We start from the raw sequence: 14,326 nt of genomic DNA on the forward strand, positions 1-14,326 counted from the left end.
GTCTTCCTCTCCAGTTTCGCGCCCGCTTGTGCAGGTCGCTGCCGGGAGCCCAATCACCCCGGATGCTTCCTGTTTCCACATCCAGTCTTGTTCGTCAATATCGTTTGACGATTTTATCAGAGAAAAACGCCAAACCATGAAGTTTAAAGCGTTGCGCCACGATATGGACGTGGCCGCCGCAGGACGGTATTGCCGGATCAGAAGCATAATGGACGGATGATGACCAAAGCCGCGACAAAACAGGCCCCCACCACTATGGAAACGACCGCCGCGACGGAGAGCGAGAGCGCGACCGACAAGGTAGCCGAAGCCATCACTCAAGGCATCCGCACCGGCGTGTTCGTGCCGGGACAGCATCTGCTGGAGCCCGACCTGACCCGCCGCCTGGGCATCAGCCGGGGATCGCTGCGCGAGTCGCTCAAGCATCTGGCGGCCGCAGGCATTGTCACACTGAACCGTTATCGCGGCGCCTATATCGGCCTGCTAGACCGAACTGCATCGTTGCAATTGCTTGACACTCTGGAGCCACTGGCACGGCTGGCGGCACGGCTCGCGGCGGAAAATTGCACGACTGCCGCTACGCGCAACCTGATCGAACAGGCGATCGGCGATCTCGATCGCGCCGCACGGTCCGGCAACCGCGCCCATTACCTGGAATCGCGTCGTCGCTTCTACGACGCAATGATCCATCTGGGCGGAAATCGGGAACTGGAACGCGTCATACCCCTGTCCCGCACCGACCTGTTCCGCGCCCAGATCGAGACTGTCCAGTCAGAAACGCAACGCAAGCGCCACGCGTCGGGTTACGGCCCAATCGCCAGGGCGATCATCGCCGGCGATCCGAAAAAGGCCGATCTGGCAGTGAAAAAACATCTCGACGGCACGCGCAAGACGATGGCGGAATTGCCGGAAGACATATTTCCCACGATGGGCTGAGCCGCGAAAATCTGCGCCTTTTGACCATATGACAGACTGACCGGCCACGATCGGCTGATGTTTTGGCTGGACGAAATCGTCAGACACATTTAGCTTCCGATCCGACCCCGAACGAATCGGGGCATCGATCAGGAGAGTTTCATGCTGCGCGTTTCGGCTATCTATCCGAACCAGCCGGGCAGCCATTTCGACTGCGACGATTATGTCGACCGCCACACCGGCTTCGCACGCGAGTTGCTCAGTCCGTACGGCCTGCGGGACATACGCATAACATTGGGTACCGCCGCGCTTGACGGCACGCCGCCGCCCTATTGGGCGCTCAGCGAACTCCTCTTCGAAGACCGGGACAGTTTCGATCGCGCCATGGACATCTGCGGCGCGACGCTGATGGGGGATGCTCCCCACTACACCAATGTCGATCCAGTCCTGCAAGTCAGCAGCTTGATCGACAAGCCATCCGATAAAATCGGGCAACCATAAAATCTCCGGGAGAATGCGATGCGGAACTTCGTGCGTCATGAAATGGACGATATCGGCCAGCTTATCGGGCTGGACGAACTGCTCAATCATCAGATCGTCGACACCTTCTCTTCTACCGCCACCGCAGATCTGGGCTGGACCGAGAAGATCTGGACGGCGATGGTGCGCAAGGATGGCAGTCTTTCGATCGACTTTGGCCTGGGCCGATATCATAACCGTGGCGTTATGGATGGCTGGGCAGCAGTTGCGCGTGGTGACAGCCAATGGACTGTGCGCGCCAATCGCGAACTGCGCGACGATCCTACCGAAACCACGGTTGGCCCGCTGATCTATGAGATCATCGAACCGCTGCACAAGGTTCGCTATGCGCTGGAGAAGAACAACGCCCAGCCGATCGCCTTTGATATCATCTTCACCTCCGAAATGCCCCCCTTCTTCGAGGACAGGCACAAACAGCGCGAACGGGACGGGTTCCGCATCGGGTCCGACGTGGTGCGCTATCATCAGATCGGCGTTCCGTCTGGCTGGGTCGAGATCGAGGGCGAGCGAATCGAGGTAAAGCCGGAAGAATGGACCGAATATCGCGATCATAGCTGGGGTCAGCGGCTCGATGTCGGCGCGCACAGCGCGGATGTGCGTCCCTCCTCCGACTTCGGCGACGCCAAGTTCGGCGAAGGCGAGTTCGTGCTGCTCTGGTCGCCCTTCATGCTGACCGCGCCCAATGGCGAGAAGCATGCCTATCACTTCTACTTCATGTCGAAGCAGGGGCGCATCTTCTACTCGTCGGGCTATCGCAACCATCCCGATGGCCGGCAGGAAAAGGTCGCGCGGGTGCGGCCGGAGCTGAAATTCAACGATGTCGGCCGGCGCCTGCTAGGCGGCAAGGTGCATTTCGACATGATGCAGGGCGGCACTCATACAGTCGAGATCGAGGTGGCCGGACCCACCGCCGTGCATCTGGGGCCGGGCCTCTATCTCGGCTTCGACGGGAAGAAGCACGGGGCATGGAAGGGGCCGCTGGAAGTCGAGGGCGAGAAGTTCGACGACTATACCGACCTCACCACATTGAAGCGGATGCGCCAGTTGCGCGACTGCCCGATTCTGGTGCGGGAAGGCGATGCGACCGGCCATGGCATCATGGAAACGATCATTCATGGCACCCATCCTGACATCGGCCTGACTGCCGAAAACTCGATCTTTTAAGGAGGCACGGCATATGGCGCGCGACACCGACCGTCTGGCGGAAGGGCTGCGCGCCTTTCTGCCGCGTGGCGCCGGCATTACGGGGATCAAGACCCTGTCGGCCGGCCACTCCAACGAAACCTATCTGGTCGAGGGGCTGAACGAGATATTGCGCATGCCCCCGTCCGAGGAGGGGCTGCTGCCGCCATATGACATGGCGCGGCAACATGCCGTGCTGTCGGCGGTCAAGGCCCATGCCCCGGCGGTGCCCTTGCCCGACATGCTGGAACTCAGCACCGATCCGTCCATCATCGGCGACGAATTCTTCCTGATGGAATGCGTGCCGGGCGAGGCATTCGAATATGTCACACCCGATTGGGTGAAGGCCGATCCGGTGGCGGTGCCCGAGAATATCTGCCGTCAATGGTTCGACGCGGTGATCGGCCTGCACAACATGCCGGTCGGCGAAATGCCGCCGGGCGGGCGGACAGTGCAGCAGGAAGCGCAGCATTGGCTGGATGTCGCCCGTTCCGCAGAGGCGACCAGCGACCTGATCGGCGTGCTGGAGGATATGGCCGCGCGGCCGCCCCGCACGTCCGGCGCGCCGACGCCGGTGCATGGCGACCCCAAACATGGCAATTGCCTGTGGCATGAGGGACGGCTGACCGCGCTGCTCGACTGGGAAATGGCGCAGATCAGCGAGCCTTTGCTGGACCTGGGCTATATATTGATGTTCCACGATCAGGGCGAAGCCTCGCTAGCCGATGCCGGATTCGAGCAGCCCGGCTGGTGGTCGCCCGAACGCATGGTCGCGGAATGGGAGCAAGGCACCGGTCGGACGGCGGTGGACATCGCCCGCTATACCGTGCTGGGCCAGGCGAAGGTCGCGGCGATCATTGCGCTGGGCGCCTATCTCTTCACCAGCGGCAAGGTAGCGGACGTGCGCTTCAAGGCGTTCGGCGCGGTGCTGCCGGCCTATACCAGGCTGCTGGTGAGCCGGGCAATGGCGGCGGCGTGAACGCGTAGAACCGAAGTTCACAGTGTCGCTGGCATTTCCGGGCGGAAGCGCTCGCGAAGCCTTCCCGAAGCGTCCTTTGTGGCCGGATCCAGGCCACAGATGCGCGACGTGAAGGTGACAGCGACGCACCACGGCGGGGTAAGGCATGATCTGCGGAAGGCGGGACTGATCCATCCGACAGGATAAATCAGAGAAAATCCTACATTTGAAGCGGGATAGGATTGCCGGCAGCGACCAGGCTTCGTGGACAAAGGACAGCAGAGCAGTCCTGATGCGATGCTGACGAAGCCGAGATAGGACTTTCTGGTTTTGTCTTGGCGGGCAGCAACGCGTCGCCAGCTTTTGAGCTTGTTGAAGAGTTGCTCGCCGCGGCTGCGCTGACGGTATTTGTCGCGATCATGGCGAGCCGGTTTGCGGCGTCCCCGCTTGCGGGGATCACCGTTCGAACACCATGGAAGGCGATCTCCCCACGAATGGCTTCGGCATCATATCCCCGATCGGTCAGCATTGTTTTGGCCTTGTCAGCGATCATCCTGAACAGCGCGCCAAAGCCCTTCAGGTCGTGAATCTCGCCTAGCGTCAGGACGAAACCGAGCGGCCCGCCATTTCGGTCGAAGTTTCGAGCATGGCGTCGAACACACCCATATCGAGCGAACGCCGATAGCGTGCGTCAGGCAGGTGCGTCTGTTACCGCCGCCTTCGCCAGGCGATGCATCATCGCCCGGAACTCGACAAGTTGCGCCGGCGCCGAAGGATCATAGGAGCGGCTCGGCCCTAACTGATGCGCATTGCAGACATAATGTAGTGCGCCGCCCGCCACCAGATTGAGCAACACCATCGCAGACACCGGCTGGAACTGACCACTGACGACGCCGGCGGCTACCACATCCTCTATGTCCTGAAGCGCCGTTTCGGAGAAACGCACCGGATTGTCGCCATGCGCAGCTGAATCGGCAATCAGCCGCTGGATGATGCGCGCCGCGGTCGGCCGCCCGACCAGAAAATCAAGCCAGGCGTCCAGCAGGGTCAGCAGCTGAGCCATCGGGTCAGTGACGCCTTTCATCCGGTTGAGCACGAAAGCATGCATGGACGAGAAGATATCCGCTTCCACCTCGTCGTAAAGCTGCTGCTTACCCGGAAAATGATAGATGATCGACGGGCGTCGGATGCCGACTGCATCGGCCACATGATCAAGCCGCGCGGCAGCATAGCCGATATCGGCAAAAATACGCTCCGCCTCATCCAGAATCTGGCGGCGGGTCGCATCGCCACGCGCCTGACGAACGGGCGGTTTGATTGCACTCATGATGCCGTCCTTATGCCCTGTCTTTCCGATCACGCAAGCCGGGGTTGAAATTCTACGGACTAGTAGGTAAATTATTTGGGACGCTGAAGAGAGGCGGACCGAAGAGCGGCCGCCCAAGCGCTCGATTTCAGGGGAGGAAATATGCCGAATCACATGATCGCAAGGTCGATCGTTGCCATTCTGATGAGCAGCGCCGCTATTCCCGCGATGGCGCAGGAAGAGGCAGGCATTGAAGAGATCGTTGTTACTGCCCAAAAGCGCGAGGAATCGCTTCAGGACACGCCCATCTCGATCGCCGCGTTTAGTGCAAAGGATCTGGAAACCAAGGGTATAGGCGGCCTTACCGACCTGCGCGCGCAGGTACCCAATCTTCAACTCACCCCCTTTCCCAACAACGCCGCAACGACGCAGATATTCATGCGCGGCGTGGGTCTGGCCGACGACCAGATCACACAGGATGGCGGCGTCGCCGTCTATATGGATGGGGTCTATGTCGCGCGCAGCCAGGGACTTGCCATGGAGGTCGCCGACCTCGACCGGATCGAGGTGCTGCGCGGACCGCAGGGCACGCTATATGGCCGCAACGCGACCGGCGGCGCGATCAACTTCATCACCCGCAAGCCTGACCTTGGCGATTTCGGCTTCAAGGGGCAAGTGACGCTCGGCAATTACGATAATCGACGCTTCAAGGCAGCGGTCAACGTGCCGATCGGCCAGACCATCGCCGCCCGTCTGTCCTACGTGAACCAGCAGCAGGATGGCTTCATCCGCAATGCCGGCACCGGCATCAAGCGCTGGGGCGACGAGGATCGTCAGGCGATGCGCGCGGACGTTCTGTGGCAGCCTTCGGACGCGCTGAGCCTTCGCTACAGCTATGATCGCACCGAAATAGGCGACACGCCTACCTATGTGGCCTTCTCTCCGCTCCATCCGTCGATAATCGACCGGCCGAAGGCCGGCAGTCCGCTGGTGCGCGATGTACTGCCGAACGACATCACAGCACAGGGGCACAGCCTGACCGCGGAATGGGAAGCCAGCGAAGCGATGACCGTCCGATCGATCACCGGCTATCGCAAGCTCGATAACTTCCAGAATCAGGATTATCTGACTGGCGCCATCGGGCCCTTCCCGCTCCAGAAAAATAGCAGCCGCGCCAAGCAGGACCAATGGAGCGAGGAAGTCCAACTGATCGGTGATGCGATGGATGGCGGGCTGCAATATGTCGCGGGGTTCTATTATTTCTCCGAAAGCGGCGACAATGTCAGCAACAGCTACAGTCCGCCGACCGTGACGCGCAGTTTCACGAGCGCGACGATCGACAACCGGTCCTATGCTCTATTCGGCCAGGCAACCGTCACGCCGCAATGGCTCGACCGAAGGCTGCATCTGACGGTCGGCCTGCGGCAAAGCTGGGACAAGCGCGAAGCCACTCTCGCCCGTCAGACGCAGGTGAATGACGGCCCGATCATAGCCGTCCCCGGTGTCGGCGATGGGAGCCGGACCTTTCGGGACTTCAGCCCAAGTCTCATCCTCGCGTTTGATGCGGCGCGCGAAGTCAATGTCTATGTCAAGGCCGTGAAGGGCTATAAGAGCGGCGGCTATAATGTTCGCGCCAGTTCTATCGCCCGCTTCGACGCGGGTTTCGGACCCGAAACGCTTTGGTCCTATGAAGCGGGTATCAAGAGTCAGTGGCTCGACAATCGCCTACGCTTCAATGCGGCAGGTTTCATATCCAAATATTCAGATATCCAGGTCAATGTTCAGTCGGATCCGACCAATATCCGCCTGACCGACGTGCTCAACGCCGGTCGCGCCACAGTCAAGGGCGTCGAGATGGACCTGACCATGGCGCCGGTGCGCGATCTGCGCCTGTCAGTCAACTATGGCTATCTATCGGCGCGATACAAGGAAATCATCGACGCAACGGGCGCCAATATTGCGGATAATTATCGCTTCACCAACGCCCCGAAACACACGATCGCCTTCGACCTCAACTATGATCTGCCAAGGATTCCGATCGGCAGCGTCAGCGCTAATCTCAACTACACGGCGCAGAGCGACAAATATACCAATGCAACGATTACCAGCGGCAAATATGTCATCGGCGACTATGGCCTGCTGAACGCCCGGCTGACATTGACGGACATTCCCGGCATCAAGGGCCTGCGGGCGAGCGTCTGGGGCCGTAACCTCACCAATCAAAATTACTATATCATGCAGTTCAATGTCGGTCGCCCCGGCGCGCTCTTCGGTGAACCGCGCACCTATGGCATCGATCTGGGCATCGAATTTTAAGGGCGCTTCCTTCTCATTGAAAGGACCATCACATATGTCGCTTACCCCCGCTCTCGCCAGCCCGGCGTCTCCGGTCATCGTCACAGGCGGCGCGTCCGGCATCGGCCTTGCCTCCGCCGAGGCGCTCGCCTCTGTCGGACGTCCCGTCGCCCTATGGGATATCGATAGCGCCAAGGCTGCCGCGGCAGCCGAAGCCATCGCCCGATCCCATGGGGTGGCAGCCGTCGGGATCGGCATCGACCTGCGCAACCTCGACGCCATCGAAGCTGCGCTGGCCGCAACCCGGCAGGCCCTTGGCGCGCCTGGCGGACTGGTCCACGCGGCGGGTATCGTCGATACAGCATCCCTGGACGGCATCACGGCCGAAAGCTGGGACAGCGGCATCGCCATCCACCTGCGCTCGCTCGCCTTCATCGTCCAGGCCATTCGCGCCGACCTGGCGGCGCGCCAAGGATCGGCGATCGTGACGATCGCATCGATCAACGCCACACTCGGCAACGCGGTCAATCCGATCTACAGCGCGGCCAAGGGTGGGATGCTGTCGCTCGTCCGTTCCCTGGCCGATCGGCTCGCCATGGATGGCATACGGATCAATTCGGTATCGCCCGGCCAGATACTGACGCCCATGCTCCGCCCGACAGTCGAGGCATTGCCCGAAGGCGCGTTTGAAAGGCGCATCCTGCTCGGCCGCCTCGGCGAACCGCAGGAAGTCGCGCGCGTTGTCCGCTTCCTGCTGTCGGATGAAGCCAGCTATGTCACCGCATCGGAGATCGTTGTCGATGGTGGCAACATCTCCTCGCAAAGGGGATAAGACCGATGCTGTTTGCCCGCCGCCAGTTCGTCTCTCACGCGCTCATGGCCGCCCTTGCCGGATGCACTGCGCCGATCGCCGGGAGAAGCCGATCGGCCATCCCCTTCCTCTCGGCGAGCGCCATCAAGGTCGGGGAAGCCTATCGGATCGAATGGCAGGCGGCGGGCGTCCGGCATGTCATTATTCATGCCGGGCCGACACCTTCTCCCCTATTGCGAGGGAATAGGGTCGGGCAGGGAACGGGGTCGGGCAGCGTCATGATCCATGGCCTGCCCTCCGGCCAGCGCCCTTATTTTACGCTCGTTCCCGATAAGGGAAGTCCCCTGGTCATCGCCGACCGCGCGTTGCACCTGCCCAGCATCCCCAATTTGCGCGACATTGGCGGCTATCGCACGATCGACGGACGCTGGGTGAAAATGGGCCTGCTTTATCGATCCGACCAACTTGATCGGGTGAGCGATGCCGATCTTGAAGCGCTGGGCGGGCTGGGCCTGCATTTTGTGGCCGACCTGCGTACACAGAGTGAAAGAACGCGCGAACCGGATCGCCTGCCGCCCGGTAGCCAGCCCCTGATCCTAGACGTGGCGGCGGACAGCGACGGCTCGCTCGGGGGCGACATGCGCAAGGCGATAAGCGCCATTGCATCGGGCAAGGGCGTCGAACTGCTGACAGCCGCTAATCGCGACTTCGTGTCGCTGGGCAGTGCGCGGCGAGCCTATGCCACAATGCTCCATCGGCTCGCCGAACCGAATGGCGCGCCCCTCCTCTATCATTGCACCGCAGGCAAGGACCGCACCGGCTGGGCCACAGCTGTGATCCTGACGATATTGGGCGTGCCGCGCGAAACGGTGATGGCCGATTATCTGGCAAGCAATAGCTTTCTGAAGCGGAAAAATGCCGCGACGGTGGAGGCACTTGGCAAATCGGGTAGTGCGATCGACCCTGCCAATCTTTCATCGGTCCTTACCGTGCGTGCCGACTATCTGAACGCTGCTTTTGCAGAAGTCGAAAAGCGCTTTGGTACATTCGATGCATATCTGCGCAAAGGCCTCAACATGAGTAGCGATATCATAGAATATTTACGCAAATCTTATACTACATAGATATAGAGCCACATATTGCGTCCATCATATTTCAATCGATTCCCCCATATAGTCCAAATGGACCATGCGTTTCGAGCGCAGATCCATAGCATGTCCGTCAAATGGCAATAGGCCGATATGGAGGAGGGGTGATGAAGGCGATGGATTTTGCCGGCAGGAGCGTCCTGATAACCGGCGGCGGATCGGGAATTGGCCTTGCCTGCGCGACAGTCTTCGCGGAGGCCGGCGCGAGGGTCGCCATTGCCGAGGCCGAAAAACAGCGCTGCGCCACCTTTGCAGCCGCCTTTCCCACGGCGCTCACCATCCGGTGCGACGTAACAAACCGCGACGATGTTCGAACGCTTGCGGACAAGGTGCGGCATTGGGATGGAAAACTCGACATTCTGATCAACAATGTCGGTCATTTCCTGCACAGCAAATCGTTCGAGGCGCTGACCGACGAGGAAGCCGATGCGATAATCGACATCAATTTCGGACAGGCAGTGCGTGTTACCCGCGCGATGCTGCCACTCCTGCGCCAAGCCGCCTCCGGTGCCAGCATCGTCAACATCACCTCCATCGAGGCCTTTCGCGGCATTCCCAATTGCGCGCTTTATGGCGCAGCCAAGGCGGCCGTCACCGGCCTCACGCAAAGCCTCGCCCTTGAACTTGGCCCGTCCGGCATCCGGGTGAACGCTGTCGCGCCGGAGACGACCGATACGCCGCAAGTGCCGCTGGACTATATGATCCCACCCCGCAACCGGGCGCATATGGACAAGTGGATTCCCCTCGGCCGCTTCGGTCGACCGGAAGACAGCGCCAACGCCGCCCTCTATCTGGCCAGTCCGCTCGCCGACTGGGTCACGGGCACGACCCTGCACGTCAATGGTGGTGCGCTCGCGGCGGCAGGGTGGATGCAGACGCCTGACGGACAATGGACGGTGACGCCGATGATCAGCGGCAACGGCATCGATCTCAGCGCCTGAGACCGACTTCCGCCTTCAGAAGAGAACGGTGGCATTCTTCATTCTTCACGAAATCGATACGGAGGCAAAATGACCAGCATTTTTGCTGACAAGACTGCATTGGTTACCGGCGGCGGGTCGGGGATCGGACGCGCGGCTTGCCAGCGGCTTGCGATGGAGGGCGCCGCGGTCGTCGTGGCCGATATCGACCTGTCCTCGGCCGAACGCACCGCCGAACTGATCGCCGCGCGCGGCGGGCAGGCCGCCGCCATCCGCGCCGATATTTCGAGCGAGCAGGACAATCAGGGAATGTTCGACCTGGCCGAACGACGTTTCGGCGGGATCGATGCCGTGTTCCTGAACGCCGGGACGCTGCAACCCTATGGGCCACTGGAAGATCTGTCGATCGAGACATTCGACCGGGTCATCGCCGTCAATTTGAGGGGCACTTTCCTGGGCGTGCAGCAGGCGCGCGCAAGATTGCGTCCGGGCGGCAGTTGCGTCGTTACGGCCTCCCTATCAGGCGTAATCGGTTTTGCCGAAGCGGCGGCCTATTCCATCTCCAAACATGGGCTGATCGGGCTGGTGCGATCGGCAGCGGCCGCCTTTGCAGAGCGCGGAAGCCGGATCAACGCCATATGCCCCGGAATGGTGCTGTCAGGCATGACGGGCCATGCCGGGCTGGAGGCGATCGAGGAACCCGATGGGCTGGCCGATCCCGCCTATCGAGGCGCTCTTTCCGCGCAGCAAGTAGCGGAGGTCGCCCTGTTCCTGCTCAGCCGCCGGTCAGCCGGCATCAACGGTCAGGCCCAGAATATCGACGCGGCCCTGCTCTCCGCCTTTCCGCCCTTAAGCGAAATTCTGTAGTCCGATGAGCCACATCCTTTCCTCGATGCTCGACCGCGACCTGCTGTTACAAACGGCGGAGCTTTACGCATGTGGTGCAGACCGGCGCGACAAGGCGTTGTGGCGAACAGTTCTGGCCGAAGACTGCGTAATCGAGGGGCCGGGCTTCGCCAGCAGAGGACTGGATAATTGCCTGTCGGCTATCGACACGCTGACGCAGATGTTCCGCGCCACCCAGCATCGCGTGCATCAGCAGGTCGCGGTCATCGACGGCGACCGCGCGACCGGCGAAACATATTGTATTGCTGAGCATCTCCTCCACGACCAGGATTCTGTGCTGGTCTGGACGATCCGATATCAAGACGAATGGCGGCGGGAAGCGACTGGCTGGTGCTTCACGCGGCGACAGTTGATATTGGACTGGACCGAGACGCGCGCAGTGGAAGTGCCGAAATGAGTGTGCTCGCCGGCCAGACAGCGTTCATCACAGGCGCTTCGGGAGCGATCGCCACCGCCTCCGCCATCGCACTTGCAAGAGACGGCGCACGGTTGGCGCTGATGGCGCGACGGGAAGAAGGGCTGGCACGTTCGGAAGCAGCGATCCGCGCGATAGTGCCCTATGCGACGATCCTGCCGATCGTCGGCAATTGCGCCGACGAGGAGGCGGTCAGAAGCGCACTCCTGAGAGCCCATGGATGGGCGGGCAGGCTCGACGTCATTTTTGCGACGATAGGCGGCGGCGGCTTCACTCCGCTCCTCGAACTGGACGCGGAGACATTGCGCCGGACGGTCGAGCATAACCTCCTCACCTCATTCTTCGCCGTGCGTCATGGCGCGCCGCTGATGAAGGCCGGGGGATCGATCATCTGTACCTCCTCCAGTTCCGCCCCGCTCACCTTCCGTCTTCTGAGCGCCTATCATATCGCCAAGAGTGCAGTCGAAGCGCTCGTCCGGGCGGCCGCCGACGAACTGGGCGCTGCCGAAATCCGGGTCAACGCCGTGCGTCCCGGCCTCACCCGTGCGGAAGGTACCGCCGACCTTTTTGCCGGGCAGGGGTCGGCAAAGGCGTTCCTTCCCGAATTTCCACTCGGGCGTTTTGGCGAACCGGAAGACATAGCCGGCGCCGTGCGCTTTCTCGCCGGGCCGGAAAGCGGCTGGATGACGGGAGAATGCCTGTCAATCGATGGCGGCAACCATTTGCGCCGCAACCCCGACCTCACCCTGTGAAAGGAAATCAGATGAAATTGTTGGTGATTGGCGGCACGGGCGCGCTGGGCGGCCATGTCGCGATCCACATGGCCGCCCAGGGCCATGATGTGACCATTGCCGGGCGCAGCACGCCGTTGGCGTCGACGCCCATGGCGGCCATGCCTTTCCTGCAGGGCGACTATGTGAAGGGTGATTTCACGCCGGACCAACTGGCGGGGTTTGACTGGGTGATCTTCGCAGCCGGCAATGATCCGCGCCATGTGCCGCAGGGCAGCGATTTCGACAGCTTCCTGATCCGCGCCAATCATGAGGCGGTGCCCGCCCTTTTTTCCGCCTGTCGGGAAGCAGGCGTCCGCCGCGCGATCCAACTTGGCAGCTTCTATCCGCAGGCGGCACCTCATTTGCTGGCCGACAACAGCTATATCCGATCGCGCCTTGCGGCCTGCGAAGGTGCGCGGGCGCAGGGACGCCCCGGTTTCGACGTCATCAGCGTCAACGCGCCCTTCATGGTCGGCGCCGTTCCGGGCCTGCCCAGCGTCATCTTCGAACCCTATATGCAGTGGGCCGAAGGACTGATCCCGATCGAAGCCTATGCGCCGCCGGGCGGCACCAATTTCATGTCCTATCGCTCCCTGTCGGAAGCGCTCGAAGGCGCGCTGCTTCATGGCGATCCAGGCAAGGCCTATCTGGTGGGGGACGAAAATCTGTCCTTCCGCGATTATTTCCAGCTCTTCTTCGACGCTGCCGGCAGCACTGTGCGGATCGAGGAACGGGATGCGGAACTGCCCCTGCTGCCGGACGTGGCGATCCCGCAAGGACGGGGCAACTGGATCCGTTACGAGCCTGACGCCGGCGAAACGGCGTTGCTCGGCTACCGCCGCCGCGACATCGCGGCCGCCGTCGCTGAAATCGCGGGACAGTTCGGCGGCGTCCGGACCTGAAATCCCGAGCAATATCCATAATAGAGGATGACCATGAAACTGCGATATTTTCTTCTGGGCGGCGTCGCCCTTGTCTTTTCCGCACGGCCGGCAATGGCCCAGACCGAGGCCGCAGATACCGGAAGCGGCATCGCCGATATCGTCGTGACCGCCCAGAAGCGGGCAGAAAATCTGCAATCGACGCCGATCGCCGTCACGGCGCTTAATGAGGAGATGATCCGCAGCAAAGGCATCGCCTCCGCCGCAGATCTGACCGCGGTCGCACCCAGCGTGTCGGTGACGACCTCCCCCGCTTCATCCACCAATATGCAGCTGTTCATCCGGGGCATCGGCGACATCGATCCCATCCTGACGTCGGACAGCCCGGTCGGCCTTTATGTCGACGGCATCATTCTGGGCCGCGCGGCAGGTAGCGCCTTCGACATTCTCGATCTGGAACGGATCGAGGTGCTGCGCGGACCACAAGGCACGCTCTATGGCCGCAACACGATCGGCGGCGCAGTGAATTTGATCACCGCCAAGCCGGCCGACGACTTTCATGCGGGCGTCGATGCATCGGCGGGCAATTACGGCTATTACAGTCTCAAGACGTCGGTCGACACCGGCAACATTGCCGACACCGGCCTGAAGGCGCGACTGACCTATCTCCACAAGGAACGGAACGGCTATGTCGACGATCTGAACGCATCGGATAATCGCGATCCGGGCGCCTATGTGCTCGACGCCTTCCGTGGGGCGGCAAGTTTCAGCACGGGTCCGCTCAAGCTCGATTATGGCTTCGATTTCTCGAAGCGCGAAAGCTATGCCCCGGCTTTCCAGTTGACCGTCATCCGGCCTGATATCCTCGGCTATCTTCAGGCATCCTCTGCGCTGGGCGGCAGCGCGCCGGTCTATTCAACCGATCGGCTCGACCCGATCGCCCTCAACCAGGGCAAGATGACCGACAAGGTGATTGGTCACACCATTACGGCGGAACTGGAACTGGGCGGCGTGACGATCCGATCGTTGACGGGCTTTCGCAAATGGAGCAACCGCAATGCCCGCGACGATCTGGACGGCAATTCGGGGCTTGTCGGATTCACCGTCAGTCCTGAAGTGCTCGCCCCGCCTTTCAGCTTCAATCCTCTGGGCGTGACGCCGATCGATCTGTTCAGCACCCAGAACCGCCGTCGCCAGCATCAATTCTCGCAAGAGATCAACCTGCTCGGCGATATCGGCGATCGGTTCGAATATGTCCTGGGCGGCTATTATTTCC

At 61.4% G+C, this 14,326-nt stretch carries 14 protein-coding genes and 1 pseudogene; 13 read left to right on the forward strand and 2 right to left on the reverse strand.

Features of this window, described 5'->3' with window-relative positions:
* The first annotated feature begins 216 nt into the window (after window positions 1-216).
* From VMR39_RS18460 to VMR39_RS18475, 4 genes are all read left to right on the forward strand, one after another.
* Window positions 217-936 (forward strand): GntR family transcriptional regulator, encoded by a 720-nt coding sequence (locus VMR39_RS18460; RefSeq protein WP_325417779.1) that lies wholly within the window; start codon window positions 217-219, stop codon window positions 934-936.
* Window positions 937-1,077: 141 nt separating this feature from the next.
* A complete protein-coding gene (locus VMR39_RS18465) occupies window positions 1,078-1,416 on the forward strand; it encodes an EthD family reductase (RefSeq protein ID WP_325417781.1) in 339 nt (112 codons plus the stop codon).
* A gap of 18 nt (window positions 1,417-1,434) precedes the next feature.
* Complete coding sequence (locus VMR39_RS18470) at window positions 1,435-2,619, forward strand: hypothetical protein (protein ID WP_325417783.1); 1,185 nt, start codon at window positions 1,435-1,437, stop codon at window positions 2,617-2,619.
* A 13-nt stretch (window positions 2,620-2,632) separates the two neighbouring features.
* Window positions 2,633-3,616, forward strand: coding sequence for a phosphotransferase family protein (locus tag VMR39_RS18475; protein ID WP_325417785.1), 984 nt, complete (start codon window positions 2,633-2,635; stop codon window positions 3,614-3,616).
* A 199-nt stretch (window positions 3,617-3,815) separates the two neighbouring features.
* On the opposite strand, the pseudogene VMR39_RS18480 reads toward VMR39_RS18475, so the two are convergent.
* Both VMR39_RS18480 and VMR39_RS18485 read right to left on the reverse strand, forming a co-directional pair.
* Window positions 3,816-4,238: pseudogene (locus VMR39_RS18480) on the reverse strand (transposase); the annotation flags it as partial.
* 48 nt (window positions 4,239-4,286) lie between these two features.
* Window positions 4,287-4,922: a TetR/AcrR family transcriptional regulator gene (locus VMR39_RS18485; RefSeq protein ID WP_325417787.1), complete on the reverse strand. Its 636-nt coding sequence runs from the start codon at window positions 4,920-4,922 to the stop codon at window positions 4,287-4,289.
* A gap of 141 nt (window positions 4,923-5,063) precedes the next feature.
* Here VMR39_RS18485 and VMR39_RS18490 point away from each other — a divergent pair, with 141 nt between their 5' ends.
* The 9 genes from VMR39_RS18490 to VMR39_RS18530 form a co-directional block, all read left to right on the forward strand.
* Window positions 5,064-7,217, forward strand: a complete 2,154-nt coding sequence (locus VMR39_RS18490; protein ID WP_325417788.1) for a TonB-dependent receptor — start codon at window positions 5,064-5,066, stop codon at window positions 7,215-7,217.
* Window positions 7,218-7,251: 34 nt separating this feature from the next.
* Window positions 7,252-8,028: an SDR family NAD(P)-dependent oxidoreductase gene (locus VMR39_RS18495; RefSeq protein WP_325417790.1), complete on the forward strand. Its 777-nt coding sequence runs from the start codon at window positions 7,252-7,254 to the stop codon at window positions 8,026-8,028.
* A 5-nt stretch (window positions 8,029-8,033) separates the two neighbouring features.
* Window positions 8,034-9,131: a tyrosine-protein phosphatase gene (locus VMR39_RS18500; RefSeq protein ID WP_325417792.1), complete on the forward strand. Its 1,098-nt coding sequence runs from the start codon at window positions 8,034-8,036 to the stop codon at window positions 9,129-9,131.
* Window positions 9,132-9,262: 131 nt separating this feature from the next.
* Entirely contained in the window at window positions 9,263-10,096 is an 834-nt protein-coding gene (locus tag VMR39_RS18505) for an SDR family oxidoreductase (protein ID WP_325417794.1), read from the forward strand.
* 69 nt (window positions 10,097-10,165) lie between these two features.
* On the forward strand, window positions 10,166-10,942 hold the full coding sequence (locus tag VMR39_RS18510; protein ID WP_325417796.1) for an SDR family oxidoreductase: 777 nt from the start codon (window positions 10,166-10,168) through the stop codon (window positions 10,940-10,942).
* Between the two features lie 4 nt (window positions 10,943-10,946).
* Entirely contained in the window at window positions 10,947-11,378 is a 432-nt protein-coding gene (locus tag VMR39_RS18515; RefSeq protein ID WP_325417799.1) for a nuclear transport factor 2 family protein, read from the forward strand.
* Window positions 11,375-12,148 (forward strand): SDR family oxidoreductase, encoded by a 774-nt coding sequence (locus tag VMR39_RS18520; RefSeq protein WP_325417801.1) that lies wholly within the window; start codon window positions 11,375-11,377, stop codon window positions 12,146-12,148. Before VMR39_RS18515 ends, VMR39_RS18520 begins: the two co-directional genes overlap by 4 nt.
* Before the next feature lie 11 nt (window positions 12,149-12,159).
* On the forward strand, window positions 12,160-13,071 hold the full coding sequence (locus VMR39_RS18525) for an NAD-dependent epimerase/dehydratase family protein (RefSeq protein WP_325417803.1): 912 nt from the start codon (window positions 12,160-12,162) through the stop codon (window positions 13,069-13,071).
* Window positions 13,072-13,104: 33 nt separating this feature from the next.
* Window positions 13,105-14,326, forward strand: a 1,222-nt coding sequence (locus tag VMR39_RS18530; protein ID WP_325417805.1) for a TonB-dependent receptor, incomplete at its 3' end; no start/stop codon positions are given.

It is taken from the genome of Sphingobium sp., from assembly GCF_035511395.1.
GTDB lineage: Bacteria > Pseudomonadota > Alphaproteobacteria > Sphingomonadales > Sphingomonadaceae > Sphingobium.